The following is a 21,522-nucleotide window of genomic DNA, read 5'->3' as shown; positions in this document are numbered from 1 at the left end:
AAATGTTTTCTGACCCGGTTTCCTGAGTCAGAGCAGAATCGAAAAAAAACGATAGTAATTGTTCAGCATATTTTTCCAAGTATCATGCCTGCCAGATAGAGATGCACAGGCACCAAAGCTATTTGCCTGTGACGCAATCTTATTCGGGAGCTTCTTGCCCTGTGCGGAAGCGGCAAAAACTCCCCGCCACAGGCAGGATAAGCTTTTTTATTACCATAGCAAGCTTTCGTACGCTGCCTTTGTGGCGGCTCAGACAGTTTGCCGCTTCTTTCGCACAGGCCTTCAAAGCTCTGATCCGAAACGATTGCAATGTCACTTGCAAACAGCCAGGGTGCCTTGCAATAGTACGAAGCTGCTGAAATTTCAGCGTTGGAATTTCTGAATAAAATGTGCTGAATACTTACAAACGATAAAAATATCAGAACGGAAGGGAAATCCTTATACTGCCCCTGTCCAAGGGAAAATCCGCTTCTTTTCTGAACCGGGACAGCACCTCAGCCTCGTGGCTGGCATCAATATTACGGTTGGTCAGGCGGACCTCATCCATACCGCCCTTCATGCTGCCTCCGTAAAAACCCAGAGTGATCAGCCCAAGAAAGGTTCCCAAAACCGGAAGATCCTGATCAAAGGCTTCCCATGAAGCCGCTCCCATGCCAAGGGTCAGGAAAAAAGCCGTGGTCCCCGCCTGCCTCCGGCCCGTATAAAAATAACCGCCGCCGGGAACCACCCCAAAAAATCCTGCCAGAAAAGGACTTTTTCTACCCTTTTCCGGTCTCTCCTGCCATGCCACCCAAAGCCCTTCCGCCTCCCTGCGATCCTCACCCGTCAGAAAATCCCAGCGAGCCGCAGCACCTTGGAAATTTCCAGCCTTCAGATACTGCCCCCCTGCCATCCAGAGGGCAGCTGTGCGCATATCCTCATTTTCCATGGACCGTAAAAGATTCTCCGCCCAGAGCACCGACTGTCCGGCCTCGCCTTCCCCGGCATAAAGGGAAGCCAGAACAAGGGCAGCCATAGAAGCCTCAGGCTCACCGCCTTCCCTGTGGATATGGCGTAAAAGCCCTGCCGCTTCTTCAGTTTTTCCCTGTTTTTCATAGGAAAGGGCCAGATAGATTGCTGCTTCATGCCTGCGGGAATCTTCGGGGCAGGCGTGGATAAAACGGTCCAGACCTAAAACCGCAAGATCCCATTTTTGCTCCTGATAACGGATCAATCCATAGTCAAAAAGATCCGCCTGCCTGCACTCAAAGGGTTCTGCGGCATGGACAGGCATAAAAGAAAACAGGAGGAAAAGAAAGAACAAGGATTTTAAAATATTGCAATCACCTATCACATCAGATCCAGTATTTTAATTGATTTAATTCCGGTGAAAGGCACACAGGCTGTTCGCGAGTAAATTGTCCGTACCCATGCCTTGCCTACCTGTTATGAAAAACAATCATAACCCCTGTCTTCCTTTATATACCTCAAGGATTATGGGGTTGTGGTTAATACGCTTATCACTGCCCTGCCCCAGCGTCCCGAAGCCCTCACCGCTCTGGAATCCATAAAAAACGATGTAAATCACAAGGTTCAGGAACTGGTTCTAACGACCATCGAAAGCGAAGCTTTTTTCAACTGATATCTGAAAAATCAGATCACTGCTATACCTCAACCATCATCCGCAGACCCGGCGGCAGGGATTCTCCGAACATGGCCTTTTCCTCCTGCTGTTCCATGGGTACTACGGCCCCAAGGCAGGTCAGGGCCTGCCTCTTTTCCGCATCCTGATTCATGCCCAGTTCAGCCACAAGCTTCTGCCGCAGTTCAGGGGAAAGATCCCTTACCCTGTCGCCCGTCATGCGGGCCATGGGGATGAGCACAGATGCCCCGGCCTCGGGGTCCGTCCATGGCATATCCATGAGGGCCTCCACCCAGCCTGTAATAACAGAAGGGGGCAATACCCGGTCTGCCGGACCATAAAGCATGTTCCGGCTGCAGAGCCTTGAAAAGGCCCAGAAAAGACGCTCCGGTGTTTTTCTCGGATTAAGCCCGGGAAAAAGGGTTGTGGCACAGCGGGTTTTATCCTGCACACTTAAGTGTTCCATATTGGCTATGGCGGACCAGATTTCCACCATCTCCTGGGAAATGGGGGCCTTTTTCCCTTTGCTTTTGGGAAAAAGCAGGGGCGAAAGATCCTGAAGAATCTGCCGCTGTCTTCCCGGCCCAAGGCCTGCTGCCACCCTGCGCCACAGAATCCACCATTCATTTCTGTTCTGGGCTTTGTTGGCAAAAACAGGCCCGTCCCTGTAAATTTTCCAGAGTTTTCTAATGCGCTCCTCATCAAAGGCCTCGCCCGTGCCGGGCCTTAAACAGAATCCCAGAAGGTTCAACCAGCGGGTTTCATGGGCAGGAGATATGGTCCGCAGATCCGGCTCCGCAATCAGGGCATCGGATATCTTCCTCAGAAGATCCAAAGGCCACTGGTTTTTCGATAAAAGAACAATGGCTGAAATCTCCCGGACGGGGTTGTCCACACCGCCTGCATCCTCAAAGGCCATGAGGGCTGCACATACGGCGGAATCTATGCGGTCCGCATCCACCGTTTCCCTGTTTTCCGGCACATAAGCCTGCACCTGCTGCCGAAGCTGGAAGGAAAGCTCCCATCTGTGATCCGTAATTTCCGAACGGCACCATAGGGCAAGGGAACCCATTTCCGTATAGGCCGCAGCCATGTGAACGGGAATGTTCCGGGCTTCATCCTTTTTGCCGAAGCGGATGAGGGTACGCAAAGGGGGAAGGGAGGCCAGTGAATCATCAATATCCACAAGATCTCCGGCTTTATCTCCGGAACGAAAGCTTGAGGCAAAAACATCAAACTGCACCGGCTGATTGGCCTGTACCTCAAAACGGCTCTGGGGAAGATCAATGGTGCTTCCTTCATCTAAGCCCCTCTCCACAAGGCAAAGCGCCTTTCTTTTCTCACCCACGGCAATACCCACATAGTAGCTTCTGGGGCTGCCGCTGCCCACCTTCACGCCCATGCCGGATTTGACCAGACCGTAATAGGCCGCACCCAGAGAAACGGCCAGATCCGGGGCGGGATTTTCCAGCTCCACGGGAACTTCATCCGGAGAAAGACCGAAAAGGGCGGGAATGGAAGAGCGGATGCGGTCACGGATTACAAGGGGCTTTAAGGCCCCCCCGTTAAAGAGGATGTGATCCGGCCTTGGTGTTCTCTGCATCCTCCTGTCCACCTCATCTTTATGACCATGGAGAAAGGCGGCCATATGACGGGTCAGGGCCGGGTCCTGGGCATAGGGAAGACCGAATTCCGTGACACCTCCCATCACCGGTTTTTCCCGTTTCAGGTCATCGGGGCCTGTGTTTGGGAAAAAGCCCTCCAGCACCACCCTTTCCACCTCATCCTTTTCCAGAAAGGTGGAAAGGGTATCCCCTATGAGTTTACGACCTTCCCCCACAAGGGTAATGCGTTCCTTCTCTTTTTTACCGTCCAGCAGGTTTTCCTTGGCTGACCGGCAGAGGTGACAGAGAATCTTCCAGCGGTCGCCCGAAAGGGAAATATCCCCTTTGCCAAGCTTCATCTCCACCAGGCGGGCCAGTGCCAGATCCACGTTGTCCCCACCCAGAATCAGATGCTCACCCACGGCAAGGCGCTCAAAGCGGGGACTTCCTCCGTCTTCGCTTTCCTTGAGGCTGATGAGGGTAAAATCCGTGGTGCCGCCGCCCATGTCGCAGACCAGCACCAGTTCACCGGGCTTAATGAAGTCCATCCAGTTTTTTTCATGGCGCAGCAGCCATGAATAAAAAGCAGCCAGAGGCTCCTCCAGCAAGGTCACCCGAGGAAGCCCTGCGTTTCTTGCGGCTTCAAGGGTCATTTCCCGAGCCACCTCGTCAAAGGAGGCTGGAACGGTGATGGTTACTTTCTGGTGTTCCAGATGGCAGTCCGGATCTTTGGCATGGAAAACATTCCAGGCACTGCGGATATGGGAGAGATAATGAGCCGTGGCCTCTATGGGAGAGAGTTTAGGCACTTCCTTAGGAGCCCCCCAGGGCAGAATGGCCGCCCTGCGGTCCACCTGATCATGACAGAGCCAGCTTTTGGCGGATACCACCATCCGGGCAGGTACTTTCCCGCCGTAATCCCTTGCAAAAACACCTGCAAAAATATCCGTGGATTTCGGCCATGGGTGGGTGATGGCCTCCATATCCATTTCGTGGGAGCCCGGAATATACAAAAAAGAAGGCAGTACGCTGTTAGGGGCAAAAACACCTGCACCCGTGAGCTGGGATACGGGAAAGCTTTTTATATCGCGGGAAGCCTCCCTGAGATCCACAAAGGATACTGCAGAATTGGTGGTTCCGAGGTCTATGCCCACCACAAAGGCGGGTTGGCTGGTCTGCATAAGAATTTCCAGAATTTAGGTGTGTAACTGTCTGCGGAAAGGCCTTAAGGACTTTAAGGACCTTAAAGTCCTTAAAGACCCTAACCCTAAAGGCCATAAATATCTAAAAAACCTGAACATGCCTTCATAAAATCATAAGTTTCAGGACCGGGCTTCCCGGACCTGAAAGGCAAGATCCCAGGTTTTTTCATCCCTGGTGGAAACACAGAAAAACTCCAGGGTTCCCACCTCCGTGGCACGCACGGCAAGGGTTACGGGAATCCTTGCCTCAGCTTCCCCCTCCAGCAGGGTTTCAATGCGGGTCACAGGCGTGATGGCCCCCTGCCAGTCCTCAACAACAGAACCGGGGGCATCTTCCTTTCTCGTGGTGGAAGCCAGCAGTTCAAAGGAGGCAGGCACGCCAACGCTGAGCATATAGGTTTTATCCCTCAGGCTGACCTCCGTTCCCTCTTCCATGCCAAAAGGCGCAATGCAGAGGGCTTTTTTGGGCATGGGAATTCCCGGTACAGCAGGCATGGACGCTGCCACACCGATATAATATGTACGGTTAAGGCCGCTGCGGATACGGATACCTTTTCCCCGCCTTGCCCAGCCATAATAGGCTGCCCCAAGGGCTACGGCACGGTCTCCGGCTTCATTGACAAGCTCCCTCACCTCTGTGCCATTCTGCCATGAAGCCATCACATCCCGGACCCGCTGACGCAGCATGGCAGGCTTCATCACCCCGCCATTGAAAAGAACGGCAGAAGGACTGGCACCGGTTTCCGCTAAGAAAGCCGCAAGATGGCGGGTAATGGCAGGATCAGCCTCATATCCAAGGCCGAATTCACTCAAGCCGGAACCTTCGGGCTGCACGGGCCTGGAATCCGCCCCGCACTCTGGAAAAAAGCCCGCCATGATGAGCTTCTGCACCTCTTCATAGGCCACTTCCGATTTAATGGTTCCTGCAATGAGGCCACTTCCCCGGCCTGCTATACTTACGGCAAGACTCCCCTTTTCAGGATTTTCCAGAAGGCTTTCCTTGACCTGCCTGCAACGCTGGATCATCCCACGCATCTGCCAGGCATCCAAAGCCCTGTTTTTTGCCGCAAGGCCTGCGGCCACATGGTAGGCAAGGGTTAAATCCATGTTGTCGCCACCCACCAGAAGGTGTTTGCCAACGGCTATGCGCTCCAGCTCCAGCCTGCCCTCTGCATCCTGTACCCGGATCAGGGAAAAGTCGCTGGTACCACCGCCCACATCGCAGACCAGAAGGGTGTCCCCCGCCTGCACATGCTCCCGCCATGCCTCTTTTCTGGCGGCAATCCAGGCATAAAAGGCCGCCTGAGGTTCTTCCAGCAGCACAAGGCGTTCCAGCCCGGCTTCACGGGCAGCCCGTACGGTAAGATCCCTTGCCACGGCATCAAAGGATGCGGGAACGGTCAGAAAAATTTCCTGATTCTCTAAACGGCCTTCCGGCCCCTTTTCCCTGAAATGATGATTCCATGCCGCCCTGACATGGGCGAGTATGGCTGCGGATGCCGCCACTGGAGAAAGTCTCTGGTCAGCTTCCACATCTTCGGATTCCCATGGAAGGACGGGACCTTCCCTATCCACAAGATCGCTGCACAGCCAGGACTTGCTGCTGGCAATCTGTCTGCCGGGAACTTCAGCCCCCCTTTCCCGGGCATGGATGCCCACCACAGGGCCTGTTCCGCCCCAGGGCAGGATCATCTGTTCTGCTTCCCGCTCTTCGGGGATGTAAAGAAAAGAAGGCAGTACACCTGCACTTTCCACCACGCCGGGTCCGTTAATCTGGGGAATATCAAGTATGGAAAATTCCGGTGCCTCATCCTGCACCTCCTGTAAAGGCGCATAAGCCACCACCGTATTGGAAGTTCCAAGGTCAATGCCGACCACATAGGAAGGAAGGGTCACGGAAAAGCTCCTTATATATTTTTTTTAGTATCTTTAGGGTCTTTAGAGTCTTTAGAGTCTTTAAAGTCCTTAGAGTCCTTAGAGTCTTTAATGAAGGCAGGCACCAGAGGCCTGCCGAGTTTAGAGCCTTTAAGATCTTTAAATAAACCGTGAGGATAAAAAGTGTTGTAGGGGCAGACCCCTGTGTCTGCCCGTTTTTAAGGTCTTTAAGGTCCTTAGGGTCTTTAATAAAAGCAGTCCCCTGTGCCTGCCCGTCTTTAAGCTCTTTAGATCCTTACCGCTTAGAAAAGGCCTCCAGCAACCGGGAATGGATGTTTTCAAATCCACCATTGGACATCACAAGCACAAGATCACCGGGTCTGGCTTCTCCGGCAAGAAAATCCACAATACCTGAAGCATCATCAAAGCTTTGGGCGCAAAGCCCCTTCAGCCTGAGATCCTGCACAAGACTTTCTGCGGAAAACCGCTCTTTTTCATCCACCTTTTCCGGACAGGGAATTTCCCTTATACAGACAAGATCCGCATCACCAAAGCTTTCGGCATAGGCCTGCTGAAATACCCTTCGCATACTGGTGTTGGTTCTGGGCTCAAACACGGCAATGAGTCTTCCTGCGGCATGGGGCCGAAGCGCCTTCAGGGTTTCCCGCACGGCTGTGGGATGATGGGCAAAATCATCCACCAGCATAATGCCGCCTTCTGTCCCCCGAATCTCCTGCCTGCGTTTCACCCCGGTAAAGGAAGCCACCGCCGAAGCAAGGGTTTTTCCGTCAATGCCAAGGCTTTCGGCCACAGCAGCTACGGCAAGGATATTCATACGATTGTGTTCACCGGGAAGAATTGTTTCCATGCGGCTAAAAAATTCACCGTCACGGAATATGGAAAAACGCTCCACAGGGGAAGCGATCTCAAGATCCCCCACAGACCAGCCCGGCCCTGAAGGGCCTCTGCCAAAACGTCGTATCCTGTCCGGCCCCAGACCACTCTGGGCAAGAACTTTTTCCGCAGAAGATGAATCCTTGCAGCTCACCAGCAGGGCATCCGGGGCCAGCCCCTTCACAAATGCGGTAAAAGTCTTTTCTACGGCAAGAAGATCCTCAAAAATATCCGCATGGTCAAATTCTATACCCGTCAGAATAGCCCTGTGGGGAGTAAAATGCAGAAATTTTGAGCCTTTGTCAAAAAAAGCCGTATCATACTCATCCCCTTCCAGCACCACAAAGGGGCCATGACCCATGCGAAAATTAGCGGAAAAATCCTTGAGAATACCACCGATCATGAAACCCGGAGAAAGACCTGCCTTTTCCAGCACCCATGCCATCAGGGCGCTGGTGGTGGTCTTGCCATGGGTGCCCGTAATCACGATGGCCTTTCTGCTGCCCACCAGAAAATGATTAAGGGCCTGGGGAAGGGAGCAGTAGCAAATGCCGCTTTCCGCCAGAGCCAGAGCTTCGGGATTCTCCCTGCGTACGGCATTGCCCACAACCACAAGATCCGGCCTGTCTCCAAGAATTCGACCCGGATCAAAACCCGCTGAAACCCCGATTTTCTTCTCTGAAAGAAAGCTGCTCATGGGCGGATACACATTCTGATCCGACCCCGTCACCCGAAAGCCTGCTTCCTGAAGCAGGGCTGCCAGTGCCCCCATGGCTGTACCGCAGATGGCAATGAGATGGATGTGATGGATTTTTTCAGGAATTCTGTTGTTTTCAGGGCTCAGCATGGAAAAAAGTGCCTCACAGGGTTTTCATTACGGATCTGGCCGCCTGAATGGTAGCCTCAATTTCTGCGCTTCCATGGACCATGGAAACAAAACCCGCTTCAAACTGGGAAGGAGCAAGGTAAATGCATTTTTCCCGCATCCCAGCATAATAGGCATTAAAGCGCATCAGATCCGAGGTCTTGGCATCGGCAAAATTGCGCACAGGCCCTTTGGTAAAAAACATCCCGAACATGGAACCTATGGAATCGCAGCACACGGGAATATGGGCATCCTTTGCAGCCGCAGCAAGACCTTCCACAAGTTTTAAGGTTTTCTCTTCAAGGTTTTCATAGAAACCGGGTCTGCTGATTTCTTCCAAGGTGGCAAGGCCTGCGGCCATGGCCAGTGGATTGCCGGAAAGGGTTCCCGCCTGATACACAGGACCCATGGGAGCCACATGCTCCATGATATCCCTGCGTCCGCCATAGGCTCCCACGGGAAGACCACCGCCAATGATCTTTCCAAAGGTGGAAAGATCCGGTTTAATACCAAAGAGTCCCTGAGCACCACCCAAGGCCACACGAAAGCCCGTCATCACCTCATCGAAAATCAGAAGGGCACCATGTTTTTGGGTTTCTTCCCTCAAGAGGGCAAGAAAACCTTCCTCAGGTCTTACAAAACCCATGTTGCCAGCCACAGGCTCCACAATTACCGCAGCCACCTCAGCACCGCGCTCTGCCATGAGCTGACGGAAGGCATCCATATCATTGTAGGGCAGAGAAAGGGTGTGGCGGGTCACTTCCTCGGGAACCCCCGGGCTACCAGGTATATTCAGGGTAGCCACACCGGAGCCGGCATCCACAAGAAAACTGTCTCCATGGCCATGATAACAGCCATCAAACTTCACCAGCACATTTCTTCCCGTAAAGCCCCTTGCAAGGCGCAAAACACTCATGGTGGCCTCAGTACCGGAATTCACCATACGGATCATTTCCACGGAAGGCACAAGGGAGATAACCTTTTCCGCAAGGGCCACTTCCAGATCCACGGGCGCACCAAAACTAACACCCCGCTCCAGCACCCTGCGGATGGCATCTTCCACCACAGGATGACGGTGTCCCAGTATCATAGGGCCCCAGGAGCCCACATAATCAATCAGAGCATTACCATCGGCATCATAGAGCCATGCGCCCTGCGCCCTTTCAATAAAAAGGGGGGCAGCCCCCACGGAACGACATGCCCGGACCGGGCTGTTCACGCCACCGGGGATGCAGGTTTCGGCTCGCTGAAACAACTCCTGTGATCTTTCCATCCGCATATTCTTTTCCTTTCCCCGACCCTTAAAGTCCGGTATGGTCACTGGATATTTTTTTGATGGCACCCGGCAAAGCCGGAAACTCAGCTTCTGGCTGTCCACAAACAGGCATTGCTGCTGCAAAAAACCGACAGCATCCTTTTAACAGCTTACAGCCATGATGTCGAATATCTGCAAGCATGCACAGCTTTTACCCGTCCATTTCATCCGATGTCAAGGAAGGCCTCCATGCAAAGGGATAAAAAACTGAACAACCTTGGAAAAATCCTTGCCACCCTGCTGGGCCGTCACCCCGACAGCCAAGGGCTTCTTCCCGATGAACAGGGTTGGATCAGCATCAAAGGCCTGCTGCAGGCCCTGTCCGAAAGTCCGGATCTGCGGGGAATACGGGAAGGCGATCTTAAGGATATCTGCATGAATATAAATGATGCACCTCTGGAAATTCAGGACGAAAAAATCCGCGCGAAGGTCCGCTCCTTTGCTTCGGAAGCGTGTCCTGCTGAAAAACTTCCGAAAATCCTTCACACCTGTGTACGCAGCAGAGCCTGGCCCCATGTTTCGGAAAAAGGCCTGAATGCAGCACCGGGAAATCCCCTTCTTCTCTCAAATGATCCCCAGCTGGCCCTGCGCATGGGAAAGCGCAAAGATCCACGTCCCGCAGCGCTTCAGGTACAGGCCTTCAGGGCTGCCACCTCAGGTATTTCCTTCATGCGCCACGGAGAGCATCTTTTCTCCGCAGAAACCATCCCAACAGATTTCATTCAGGGACCTCCTGTGATCAAGGAAGAAAAAAAGAAAAAACCAGCCTCTGAAAAAACCCACAAGCCCCAGGAAACGAAGCTTACACCCGGAAGCTTTGTCCTGCGCAGTGAAGAGGAAAAGGCAGCCATCAGGCAATCAAAAAATAAAAAAGATTCCTGGAAGAATAACAAAAAAAGGCTGCGCAGGCAGGGAGAAGGTTTCAAGCCCTGAAAAAAATGTAACTGCTATGCGCCATCTTCACTGGCCAAGCACCATAACTGTAAGGCAGATGCACAGGCACCCAGCCGATTTGCCCACGACGCAATCTTATTGGAAAGCTTCTTGCCCTGTGCGGAAGCGGCAAAAACTCCCCGCCACAGGCAGGATGAACTTTTTAATTACCATAGCAAACTTAAGCACGCTGCCTTTGTGGCGGCTCAGACAGTTTGCCGCTTCTTTCGCACAGGCCTGCGAAGCTCTGATCCGAAACGATTGCAACGTCACTTGCAAATAGCCAAGGTGCCTTGCGCCAAAACCAAATCGTTTAAATTACAGCCAGTACAGAAATTTAAGAAAAAAATGTGCTCAATAATTGATGGTCTCGCAAAAAGTCAAAACTCGTCATTTCCATCAATACAACATACTGACATTATTAGCACAAAAGGCCTAAAGCAAGAGTTTTTGCGAGTGCATCATAATTACCCCTGAAAAAAACACCTACCTCAGGCCCTTGCCAGCAGCACCGCCCGCAAAGGTGCAGGCTCCCCTTCCACGGTTTTTAAGGGATCTGAAGCATCCAGAAAATCCTCCAGAGATTCATCAAAGGCCCAGTCCGTCCGACGCTGCTCAAAGGTTTTCGTGTAAGCCATATCCACACAGCGGATATCCCTGAAACCCGCATGGCCCAGCCATCTTTTCAGGCAATTTACCGTGGGAAGAAAAAAAACACTTCGCATTTTTGCATAGCGGCCAAGGGGAGTCAGAGATACGGGTTCCTCTCCCTCAATGACCAGGGTTTCTAAAACAAGATCCGCCCCGCTTTTCATGTAACGCCTCACATCCTGCAAAAAAGTAACCGGGGATTTTCTGTGATAAAGAACACCCATACAAAAAATCACATCAAAAAAACCCGGCATCTCAGGGAGGGCTTCAAAGCCTGCGGGCAGCATGAAAAGATCCGGATGGGCAAGGTAGTGCTGAATCAGCTGAAACTGATAATAATAAGGTAAAAAAGGTTCAACGCCTAAGGCCATGGCTGGTTTTTGGGATGCCATGCGAAAAAGATAATACCCGTTACTGGAGCCTATATCGAGTATCCGTTTGCCTCCAAGCTCAGGCAAAAAAGGGATTATCCGGTTCCATTTCATCGAAGACTGCCACTCCGTATCCACATCCACGCCAAAGAGGGAAAAGGGACCTTTGCGCCATGGAATCAGTGCCTGCAGTACATGGAAAAAAATCCTGCTTTCCTCTTCGGACAAATCTCCGGCCCTGCCAACAAAAACACAGTCACCGTCCAGATCCACCAAAGATGGCTCTGCATCGGGCAGAACGGCAAAAGCCTCCCTGAGCATGCGGGCCTGGGCATCGGGTCCGGCAAGGCGGGCTTCCAGATCTGCCACAAGGGAAAGAAGAGCACTGCCGTAGGCGCCCAAACCCAGACTTTCTGCTTCCAGCATCAGACGCCGCATTATTTCTTCTCCTTCACCGCAAGAAAACTTGTGAAGTGAAACCACTTCAGATAAATTTCCACCATGGAAAAACCGGCTTTTCCAAGGCGCTTATGATGGTCTTCCAGGGTTTCAGGAACCAGAACATTCTCCAGAGCTTCCCGCTTGCGGCTGATTTCAAGGGAGGAGTAGCCATTGGCCGCCTTGAAGCCGTAATAGCTTTCCTGCTGGATATCCGCAAGAAAGGCATCTCCGTGCACCACCTTCTCCGTAAGCAAAAGAATCCCGCCGGGAACAAGGGCATTGAATACCCGTCCGATTATTTCATCCCGCATGGCAAGGGGTAGAAACTGCAGGGTCAGATTCATCACCACAACGGAAGCCTTTTCCATGGGGATTGTAGTTATATCCTCACAGCAGAGCTGAATGCGCCCACTCCCCCTGCGCACGGAAAGCCGTTTTTCATAAATTTCCAGCATGGGTTTTGAGTTATCCACGGCCACCATGGAAAAATCCCTGTCCCCTGCTGCCTCCAGAAAACCCACCCCGAAATTTCCGTGGGAGCACCCAAGATCATAAATCCTTGTACCGGGCAGATAAAAACGATCTGCCAGTTTCATCTGCAGGTCCAGAGCCTCCCGGTAAAGGGGAACGGATCTCTTGAGCATATCATCAAAAACCGCAGCCACACTGGCATTGAATGCAAAAGGCGATGAGGCCGACTCTTCAGATCTAAAAATGGTATCAACCTCCATGGCACAAACTCCTCATTTATGGACAGACCATCATACTGACAAAACCCAAGCTTTTATGAAAAATCTGGTCCTGTCTGTCAATCCCATTGTCGGCCAAAGCATTCCGGGCTATATTGCAACCCCGTATCTGGCCGGAGACCTGAAAACTAGCTGATCCAAGGCCATTACCTGCACACCTGACTTCTCAGGGCTTCAGGCGGAACGAACCCATAACAGACTTCGACCAGCCCGTCCGAAAGGAATTTCCATGCACGATCCCTTCCTCAGCCGCAATCACTACCGCCGCTTTATGGCTGCTGCGGATCTTGTAAGCTTCAGGGTCAGTGAAAAGGAAAGTGATCTTCACATACAGGCCCTCCACGATCTTTCCACACCCGCCAGAAAAGAACTTCTGAAACTACGCCGGGAAATAGGAGAGTACATAGTAAAATACCCAAATTTTCATTCAACACTGCTTCCATGGCCGGATGATCCCCAAGCCCCTGCCCTGATCCGGAGCATGATCCATGCATCACAGCTTGCGGGCGTAGGCCCCATGGCCGCCATTGCAGGAGTCATTGCCGAAGCTATGGGAAAAAAACTGCTGCATCGCTCCGAAAAAATCATCGTTGAAAACGGAGGAGACCTTTTTGTATGCAGTGACACAGAGCTTACCATCGGTCTTTATGCCGGAGATTCTCCATTTTCCGGTAGAATCGGCCTGAAAATACCCCCTCCTCGCAAGGGCATGGGGATATGCACCTCATCGGGCAGGCTGGGCCACTCCATCAGCTTTGGCAAAGCCGATGCAGCCGTTATCATAAGCAGTAATACCGCTGTGGCCGATGCCCTGGCAACGGCCATGGGCAATAAAGTGCAGAAACCCGAAGACATTGAACCGCTGGTGGAAAAGGCAAAGAATATAAAAGAAATATCTGCCATGGTACTTGTAAAGGGAGACCGTCTCGGCGTATATGGAGATGTTGAAATGGTACCATTAAAAGGAGCGTAAAGGCCACACCCCGCATTTTTATAAAAAATTAGGTTGAATTTACCTCCTAAAACACGTATCAAAAATATCTGATTCCTTATCTTAAACAGGATTCAGCACCATCCCGACACAGTCTTTACAGCCACGAGAACGCCTGTCCACTCTCTGACAATCTTGAATGCATCGTTTTTTACCGTGGGAGAAGGAAATCCATGACACGAATCAAACTCATCCTGACACTGCTCACCCTTGGATTAATCGGCCTGCTTGTCTACCAGAATCAGGAATACCTTCTTCAGCCCTATGCCTTTTCCCTAAATTTTTATTTTACAACCCCCTATATATTTCCGGAAGCTCCCACGGGAATCTATCTCATTTTTTGTTTTACAGCGGGATTTCTCATGATGTTCTTAAGCAGTATTGTCATTCGATTACGTGCTGCGGCAAAACTCAGAATGCTCCACAATGAAAATCAGGAGCACCTTGAAACCATTGCAGCCCTTCAGGATGAGCTGGCAGGAATGGCCTCTGGCCAGACCGGTCAGAAAACAGCACAGGAAAGTTCTCCTGAATTTGAAAAAGAATAAAAAAACCAGATATCAACTGACTTCTATCCAAAGACGACCATTCCGGCCCGGTGCATACACGCTCCGGGCCGTCTCTGTCCTAAGAGGTCAGGAACTTACACAAAGAAATCCCATCGGAGTCCCATGAGCAGCAACGCCGCCAACACCCCCATGATGATCCAGTATCAGGAACTCAAAGCGCAATACGCAGACTGCATCCTTTTTTACCGTATGGGAGATTTCTATGAAATGTTCCATAATGATGCAGAAACAGCTTCAAGGGTTCTGGACATTACCCTGACGGCAAGAAACCGAAAAGACCCGGATGCCATTCCCATGTGCGGTGTTCCCGTCAAATCAGCAGATATCTACATTGCAAAGCTGGTACAGAACAACTACAAAGTTGCCATCTGTGAGCAGATGGAAGACCCGGCCACAGCCAAAGGTCTTGTAAAAAGGGATGTGGTCCGCGTTCTCACCCCCGGCATGCTGGTGGAAGAACACCTCCTTGACGACAAAGTGAACAACTTCATTGTGGCCATTGCCTTTCAGGGAAAAACATGGGGACTGGCCTGCCTGGATCTTTCCACAGCCGTCTTCCGAATGACGGAAACCAGATCCCACACAGCCCTGAGGGATGAACTGGGTCGGATTCAGGCAAAGGAAATCCTTGTACCCGAAGGCTTTGAGCAGGAAGAATCCAATGCCTTTCTGCAACCTTTCTTCAGCAGATCCAGAATCAGCCCGGCACCCATGGCCGATTTCATGCCCGTGAAGGCCAGGAATCTCCTGCTGGAACAGTTCGAAGTCCGCAGTCTCGACAGCTTTGGTATCCGCCGGGCCGGTGCCGGTGTGGGAGCCGCAGGCGCCCTGCTCCATTATGTAAAGGAAAATCAGAAACAGGATATAGCCCATATCCGGGGCATCCAGCTCTATGCTTTAGACGGCATCCTGCTTTTGGATGACACTACCTTCCGCAACCTTGAAATCACGGAAAACCTCAGGGACAGTACTTCCAGAGGCAGCCTGCTCCAGACCATGGATAAAACCGTCACCTCCATGGGAGCCAGAACCCTCAGGCAGTGGCTGACCTATCCCCTCATGGATACGGATGCCATAGACCTGCGGCATCAGGCCTTAGCGCTGGCACTGGAAACACCCCTTGTCCGGAGACAGATGCGGGAAAAACTAAAAATCATCCATGATCTGGAACGTATTTCCACCCGCATTATCATGGGCCGCTGCCATGCAAGGGATCTGCTGGCACTGAAAAACTCCCTGCTCATGCTCCCGGATATTATAGAACCCCTTGAGCATTCACCATCTCCCCTTTTTTCCTTTCACGGGGAAAAAGAAAAACTTCTGAAGATGGCAGAAACTCTGGATACGGCTATCCGTGAAGATACGCCTGTACAGATGGATCAGGGCGGTATCATACAAAATGGCTTTAACCCGAAGCTCGATGAGCTGATTGCCATGGCAAGGGATGGTAAAAGCTATCTTGCAGGCCTTGAAGCCAGAGAAAAAGAAAAAACGGGCATCAGCACCCTGAAAGTCCGGTTCAACAGGGTTTTCGGCTATTTCATAGAGGTATCCAAAGCCCAGTCCGCATCCGTACCTGCAGATTATGTGCGAAAACAGACCCTGGTCAATGCTGAGCGTTATATCACCGATGAACTCAAAATATTTGAAGACAAAGTATTGAATGCGCAGGATGAACAGATCCGCATGGAAATGGCTATCTTTGAAGAACTCCGTCAGCAGGCCGCTGCCCTGCACAAAGACATAGGCCTTGCCGCAGACTTTCTCGCACGGGTGGATGTCCTGTTCAGTCTGGCCCAGCTTGCCGAAGAAAAAGGCTATTCAAGACCAGAGATGGCAACAGACGGGGTCATTGATATTCAGGATGGACGGCACCCCGTTGTGGAGTGCATGCTTCAAAACAATCGATATGTCCCAAACTCCATTCATATGGACAATATAGAGTCCCAGATACTCATCATCACCGGTCCCAACATGGCAGGTAAATCCACGGTACTCCGTCAGGTGGCCCTCATTGTACTCATGGCACAGATGGGAAGCTTTGTTCCGGCTGCATCGGCAAAGATCTCCGTCACAGACCGCATCTTCACCCGTGTGGGAGCCTCGGACAATCTGGCCGAAGGCCAGTCCACCTTTATGGTAGAAATGGAGGAAGCCGCCAACATTCTCCACAATGCCACGCCAGACAGCCTTGTCATCATGGATGAAATTGGCCGGGGCACCAGCACCTTCGACGGACTCAGCATTGCATGGTCCGTGGCTGAATATCTCCATAATCTGAAAAAAAAGGGCGTAAAAACCCTCTTTGCCACCCATTACCATGAAATGACAAGGCTGGCAGACAGCCTTCCCAGGGTCAGAAATTTCAGTGTGGCCGTACGGGAATGGGAGGATAATATTATTTTTCTACACAGACTGATTAAAGGCGGTGCCAACAGAAGTTATGGAATTCAGGTCGCAAAACTTGCCGGACTTCCGGATTCTGTGATACACCGTGCTGGTGGTCTTCTTGCGCGGGTGGAAAACGGCCATGCACTGTGGGAAGAAAACACTACGGCAACAGAAGATGGGGCCACACCGGATCAGCCCCGGCAGCTCTCTTTATTTCCGGGACCGGAAAAAGTCATTGTGCAGACCCTTAAGGAAGCGGATATCAACACCATGACGCCCCTTGAGGCCATGAATTTTCTTGCCATACTAAAGGAAAAAGCTATTGATACGGATCTTTAGAGGTATCAGGTCACACTCAAAGTAAAATTATACGCTGAACTTCCGGCTCCCCACAGGCAGACATAAAGGAAACAGGATACCCATGGTTCTTCCAACATACCGGATCAGGGTTCATACAGATCTTCCCCCCCCTTGCAGGGGAAAAAGAGTGATGCGGATTCCTGTTTTATGCATTCTCATTTTCTGCCTGCTCTTTTCATGCTTTCCTGCATGGGCAGGTTCCGTGCGCGACCTTTACCTTCAGGCTGACCGTGACTTTCAGGAACTTCAGAAAAATACTGAAAGGCGTAAATACCGTACCAACTGGGAAAAAATCGCCGATAACTTTGAAAATGCCTACAGGCTGGACTCGCAGAATGCCTGGGCACCGGCCTCCCTGTACAGGGCTGCGGAAGTTTACCTTGGACTCTCCCACTTTTCAGGCCGAAGCAGCGATAGGGACAAGGCCATAGAGCTTTTCCGCCGGGTTTTCCACGAGTGTCCCAAAAGCCGTTACAAATTCAGGGCTGAAGATAAACTCAAGGAGCTTGGCGCCCCACTACAGGCACCGCCACCACCACCACGCCCCGTCATTCAGCCAGCACCAACACCTGAACCACCCATTAAAACCATGCGCTCCACAAGACCAGAAGAAGCACCTCTTCCGGCAGCAGAGATACCAGCCACAAGCATACCTGTCCTGCCCATTCCTGATTCCGGCATACAGATTATGCCTGTTATTGAAAAAACTGAAACAGCATCCCAGCGGAATCAAGAAGATGTCTCCCACCTTGGCATGATACAGGGTGTCCGCTATCAGACCCACCCAAACCGGACACGAATTGTTGTGGATTCGGACAGAGAGCTTGCCTACACCTACAATGACCTGAATCAGGACAGGGAAAGGGGACTGCCTCCGAGGGTTTATGTGGACTTCAAACAGACCACACTGAAAGAAGACATCCTTCCCGCCGTACAGATTAATGACCCCCAGGTCAAAGCTTTCCGCATTGCCCGGAATACAAAGGAGAAGGTACGGCTTGTCATGGATCTGGATCAGTCAAGGGATTTTAAAATTTTTCAGCTTTTTGATCCCTACAGGACCGTTATCGATATCTGGGGTGAAGCCAGATCCTCGGAGAGAACGGCACTGGCAGCCAATCTGCCGCCTGCAGTACTTCCTCCTGTTGCGACTACCTCCAGTGCCAGCGCCATACGTCGCCAGCTGGCCCTTGGAGTTCACCGTATTGTCATTGATCCGGGTCATGGTGGAAAAGATCCCGGAGCCATAGGGTATCAGCGGGGAGTTCTTGAAAAGGACATCAATCTCCAGATATCAAAAATTCTTGCGGATAAACTCCGTAAGGAGCTCAATTGCGAGGTTCTTCTCACAAGGGATAAGGATGTCTACCTGAGCCTTGAGGAGCGCACCCAGTTTGCCAATCAGCACAAGGCGGATCTTTTTCTTTCCATCCACACCAATGCGGCCATGAACCGGAACGCCCACGGTATTGAAACCTATTTTCTCAATCTGGCCACAGACGAGGAATCCATTGCCGTTGCCGCAAGGGAAAATGCCACCTCCACCAAAAATATCAGTGATCTTCAGACCATCCTGAATGATCTGATGCAAAATGCCAAAATCAATGAATCCAGCAGACTGGCCTCCTATGTGCAAAAAGGTATGGTGGACAGCGTCAAGCCCCACTACAGCAACATTAGCGACAAAGGAGTCAAACAGGCTCCCTTCTATGTTCTTCTGGGCGCACAGATGCCTTCCATTTTGATTGAAGCAGGTTTCATCACCAATCCCAGAGAATGCCAGAGACTGACCAACCCCCAGTACCAAAGCCGCATCGCCGATGGCATTGTGGATGGTATACGGCGCTACATTCAGGAACACTTCCCAAAAAACAGCCCCTGATCAAGCGGGCTCATTCTAAAAAAAGAATTCTCTCTGACAAAGGAGCTCTCCCATGGAAGACTGCATTTTCTGTAAAATTATCCGCAGGGAAATCCCCTCGGAATTTCTTCTGGAAACGGAAGACCTCGTTGTTTTCCGGGATATCAATCCCCAGGCACCGGTGCACCTGCTCATCGTACCAAAGGTGCATATCCGAAGTATCAATGAGCTTGAGGAAAATCATGCGCCCCTTGTGGGCAGACTCTTTCTTGCAGCAAAGGAAATGGCCATGCGGGAAGGAATAAATACCAGCGGATACAAGCTGCAGTTCAACGTGGAAAAAGGCGGGGGGCAGGAAGTATTTCACCTGCATCTGCACCTCATCGGTGGCTGGAAAAAAAGATAAAAAAACGCTCCTTTTTTACCATAAAAAGGAGCGCTTCAAAGACAAAACTGAACTACATGGAATAAAGACGTTTCCCAGGCACCACGGTCATTCCCCTTGCCGAAAGATGGGTAATGGCCGTATCCACATCATCAAAGCGGAAAATCATCACGGCCCTGTCACTGTTCTGCTGTACAAAGGCATACATGTATTCCACATTGATATTCTTTTCCCGCAGCACCTCAAGGATATCATGCAGTCCGCCGGGCGTATCCATGACCTCCACGGCCACAACCTCGGTTTTTCCAACGGTAAACCCGGCTTCTTTAAGCACCAGATCCGTTTTCTGCGTATCATCCACAATCATGCGTAAAACACCAAAATCCGCCGTGTCCGCCAGAGACAGGGCCCGTATGTTCACGCCGTTCTCCTTGAGGATGGCTGTCACTTCCGCAAGACGTCCCGCCTTATTTTCCATAAAAATAGAAATCTGCTCCACCTTCATCAGCTATCCTCCTTGTCGCCGTGGTGATTGATCATGAAGTCCGCAATTCTGCGTTCTGCTCAATTCTTTCAGTCAGAGGGATCTTAACTTCATAAACGCCGATGATCAATAACCCGGACAGCCTTTCCTTCACTTCTGGCAATACTCTTTGGTTCCACAAGACGGACTTTTGCTGAAATTCCAAGGTATTCCTTGATATTTTTTGCTATCATTCTTTCCAGATTCTGCAAGCCCCGAACCTCATCGGTAAAGAGTTTCTGACTGATTTCCACCTTGACGGTCAGAATATCCAGGCTGTCCTCCCTATGCACTTCCAGCTGATAGTGGGGTTCCACCTCGGAAATCATCATAAGAACCGACTCGATCTGTGAGGGGAAAACATTGACCCCCCGGATGATGAGCATGTCATCGGTCCGGCCGGACACCTTTTCCATACGCACCATGGTGCGACCACAGATACAGGGCTCAGCCACAAGCCTTGTAATATCCCTTGTCCTGTAACGGATGACAGGGAAGGCCTCTTTGGTGATGGATGTGAAAACCAGCTCACCCACCTCACCCAAAGGAAGGCGTTTACCCGTTTCGGGATCAATGATCTCCGGAATGAAGTGATCCTCAAAAATATGCAGACCGGCCTTGGCCTCATGGCATTCCACAGCCACACCCGGTCCCATGACCTCACTGAGACCATAAATATCCACGGCAGAAAGCCCCAGATCCCCTTCAATCTGACGCCGCATGGCCTCACTCCAGGGCTCTGCTCCGAAAATACCATGGCGGAAATTCAGATCTTTGAAATTCACACCCATTTCCCTTGCCACTTCGGCCAGATGCAGGGTGTAGGAAGGAGTCGCCGTCAAAATGGACGGGCCGAAATCTTTCATGATGGTTATCTGACGTTTGGTATTTCCCCCAGATACGGGGATAACCGTTGCACCCAGTTTTTCAGCACCATAATGCACACCAAGGCCACCGGTGAAAAGCCCGTAACCATAAGCGTTATGAATAATATCTCCCCTCTTTGCACCACCGGCGGTGAGGGCTCTGGCCATGAGACTGGCCCAGGTATCAATATCCCTTGCCGTATAACCCACCACCGTAGGCTTGCCCGTTGTGCCGGAAGAGGCATGGATACGCACCACATTTTCCTTGGGCACGGCAAAAAGGCCAAAGGGATAATTGTCCCGGAGATCCTGTTTTACCAAAAAAGGAAGTTTTTCCATATCATCGAGGCAGCGGATATCCGAAGGCGTGACCCCGAACTCCCGGAATCGGTCTCTGTAAAAGGGCACCGTGGCATAGGCGCGCTGCAGAGTCGCCTGAAGACGTTTCAACTGTATGGCTTCCAGGGCTTCCCTGGGAAGGGTTTCAAACTCCATATCATAAATCATCGGCTTTTCTCCTTATTGTCATACACCCCGGGAAGGATGAATCCCATACAAAAAAAGCTGCGGGAGCAATCCTCCCACAGCCTTGTTGTCATTCCGGTTCCATGGGGACGCTTTCAACGGAGTCCGTCTGCCCACTGGAAGGTAACCGAACATTAAAAGTTCAGTTTCACTTTTTCATGGACAGACTGACAAAAAAAATAGCCTGCCCGGTAATATATTCGATCCTGCATCCTTCCCTCCGGATAAAAATTCAGCGCAGAATGTACCGGGAAGCCACTTTCTTGTCAAGGCCCATGTCCATCCCAAATCCTCCATCAAATTAATCCACACCCCTCCTGTGGTGTTTCGGGAGGCTTTTTTCAGCCCTCAACGGGGCGGTGAGGATTCAAAAATAATTATTTATGAGGAATAATTCTCAAATATGAGACGCAACACTCAGAAAAAATCAATACACAGATTTTTTTGGCGTAGCTATCCCTTTTGAGTCAACAATCTAAAAACTATTCTTCTGCCTTGGTACTGAGTCAGGCTGGTCTAAGCCTTTAAAA

The 21,522-nt window shown here is 51.2% G+C and carries 16 protein-coding genes; 7 read left to right on the top strand and 9 right to left on the bottom strand.

Annotated features, from left to right (window positions below; genetic code table 11):
• Positions 1 to 418: 418 nt before the first annotated feature.
• The gene (locus tag FIM25_RS15305; RefSeq protein ID WP_179953438.1) at positions 419 to 1,333 is read right to left on the bottom strand and encodes a tetratricopeptide repeat protein; all 915 of its coding nucleotides are present in this window, start codon (positions 1,331 to 1,333) and stop codon (positions 419 to 421) included.
• Between the two features lie 150 nt (positions 1,334 to 1,483).
• Between FIM25_RS15305 and FIM25_RS17180 the strand changes: the two genes are divergently transcribed.
• Complete coding sequence (locus tag FIM25_RS17180) at positions 1,484 to 1,621, top strand: hypothetical protein (RefSeq protein ID WP_179953437.1); 138 nt, start codon at positions 1,484 to 1,486, stop codon at positions 1,619 to 1,621.
• A 22-nt stretch (positions 1,622 to 1,643) separates the two neighbouring features.
• Here FIM25_RS17180 and FIM25_RS15300 read toward each other — a convergent pair whose 3' ends face one another.
• The 4 genes from FIM25_RS15300 to hemL form a co-directional block, all read right to left on the bottom strand.
• A complete protein-coding gene (locus tag FIM25_RS15300) occupies positions 1,644 to 4,406 on the bottom strand; it encodes an Hsp70 family protein (protein WP_139450731.1) in 2,763 nt (920 codons plus the stop codon).
• 141 nt (positions 4,407 to 4,547) lie between these two features.
• A complete protein-coding gene (locus FIM25_RS15295) occupies positions 4,548 to 6,323 on the bottom strand; it encodes an Hsp70 family protein (RefSeq protein WP_139450730.1) in 1,776 nt (591 codons plus the stop codon).
• A 274-nt stretch (positions 6,324 to 6,597) separates the two neighbouring features.
• Positions 6,598 to 8,043 carry a UDP-N-acetylmuramate:L-alanyl-gamma-D-glutamyl-meso-diaminopimelate ligase gene (mpl, locus tag FIM25_RS15290; protein WP_139450729.1) on the bottom strand — a complete coding sequence of 482 codons (1,446 nt, stop codon included), beginning with the start codon at positions 8,041 to 8,043 and terminating at the stop codon, positions 6,598 to 6,600.
• 13 nt (positions 8,044 to 8,056) lie between these two features.
• On the bottom strand, positions 8,057 to 9,340 hold the full coding sequence (gene hemL / locus FIM25_RS15285) for a glutamate-1-semialdehyde 2,1-aminomutase (RefSeq protein ID WP_139450728.1): 1,284 nt from the start codon (positions 9,338 to 9,340) through the stop codon (positions 8,057 to 8,059).
• A gap of 225 nt (positions 9,341 to 9,565) precedes the next feature.
• Between hemL and FIM25_RS15280 the strand changes: the two genes are divergently transcribed.
• Positions 9,566 to 10,309, top strand: a complete 744-nt coding sequence (locus FIM25_RS15280) for an RNA 2'-phosphotransferase (RefSeq protein WP_139450727.1) — start codon at positions 9,566 to 9,568, stop codon at positions 10,307 to 10,309.
• A gap of 491 nt (positions 10,310 to 10,800) precedes the next feature.
• On the opposite strand, the gene cmoB is transcribed toward FIM25_RS15280, so the two are convergent.
• Both cmoB and cmoA read right to left on the bottom strand, forming a co-directional pair.
• Entirely contained in the window at positions 10,801 to 11,769 is a 969-nt protein-coding gene (gene cmoB / locus FIM25_RS15275) for a tRNA 5-methoxyuridine(34)/uridine 5-oxyacetic acid(34) synthase CmoB (protein WP_139450726.1), read from the bottom strand.
• Positions 11,769 to 12,503, bottom strand: coding sequence for a carboxy-S-adenosyl-L-methionine synthase CmoA (gene cmoA / locus FIM25_RS15270; protein ID WP_139450725.1), 735 nt, complete (start codon positions 12,501 to 12,503; stop codon positions 11,769 to 11,771). Before cmoA ends, cmoB begins: the two co-directional genes overlap by 1 nt.
• 247 nt (positions 12,504 to 12,750) lie before the next feature.
• On the opposite strand from cmoA, the gene FIM25_RS15265 reads away from it, so the two are divergent.
• The 5 genes from FIM25_RS15265 to FIM25_RS15245 all read left to right on the top strand — a co-directional run bounded on the left by FIM25_RS15265 (position 12,751) and on the right by FIM25_RS15245 (position 19,099).
• A complete protein-coding gene (locus FIM25_RS15265) occupies positions 12,751 to 13,494 on the top strand; it encodes a UPF0280 family protein (protein WP_139450724.1) in 744 nt (247 codons plus the stop codon).
• 191 nt (positions 13,495 to 13,685) lie between these two features.
• Positions 13,686 to 14,060, top strand: coding sequence for a LapA family protein (locus FIM25_RS15260; protein ID WP_139450723.1), 375 nt, complete (start codon positions 13,686 to 13,688; stop codon positions 14,058 to 14,060).
• A 123-nt stretch (positions 14,061 to 14,183) separates the two neighbouring features.
• Positions 14,184 to 16,811, top strand: coding sequence for a DNA mismatch repair protein MutS (mutS, locus tag FIM25_RS15255; protein WP_139450722.1), 2,628 nt, complete (start codon positions 14,184 to 14,186; stop codon positions 16,809 to 16,811).
• Positions 16,812 to 16,893: 82 nt separating this feature from the next.
• Entirely contained in the window at positions 16,894 to 18,714 is a 1,821-nt protein-coding gene (locus FIM25_RS15250; protein WP_139450721.1) for an N-acetylmuramoyl-L-alanine amidase, read from the top strand.
• A 52-nt stretch (positions 18,715 to 18,766) separates the two neighbouring features.
• Positions 18,767 to 19,099: a histidine triad nucleotide-binding protein gene (locus FIM25_RS15245; RefSeq protein ID WP_139450720.1), complete on the top strand. Its 333-nt coding sequence runs from the start codon at positions 18,767 to 18,769 to the stop codon at positions 19,097 to 19,099.
• A gap of 52 nt (positions 19,100 to 19,151) precedes the next feature.
• Here FIM25_RS15245 and FIM25_RS15240 read toward each other — a convergent pair whose 3' ends face one another.
• The gene (locus tag FIM25_RS15240) at positions 19,152 to 19,583 is read right to left on the bottom strand and encodes an ACT domain-containing protein (RefSeq protein ID WP_139450719.1); all 432 of its coding nucleotides are present in this window, start codon (positions 19,581 to 19,583) and stop codon (positions 19,152 to 19,154) included.
• 89 nt (positions 19,584 to 19,672) lie between these two features.
• Positions 19,673 to 20,974: a phenylacetate--CoA ligase family protein gene (locus tag FIM25_RS15235; RefSeq protein ID WP_139450718.1), complete on the bottom strand. Its 1,302-nt coding sequence runs from the start codon at positions 20,972 to 20,974 to the stop codon at positions 19,673 to 19,675.
• Positions 20,975 to 21,522: the final 548 nt, after the last annotated feature.

The sequence above is a fragment of the Desulfobotulus mexicanus genome (genome assembly GCF_006175995.1).
Lineage (GTDB): Bacteria > Desulfobacterota > Desulfobacteria > Desulfobacterales > ASO4-4 > Desulfobotulus > Desulfobotulus mexicanus.
Note: the sequence above shows the minus strand (reverse complement) of the source record. Positions and strands in the feature narration are given on the sequence as shown.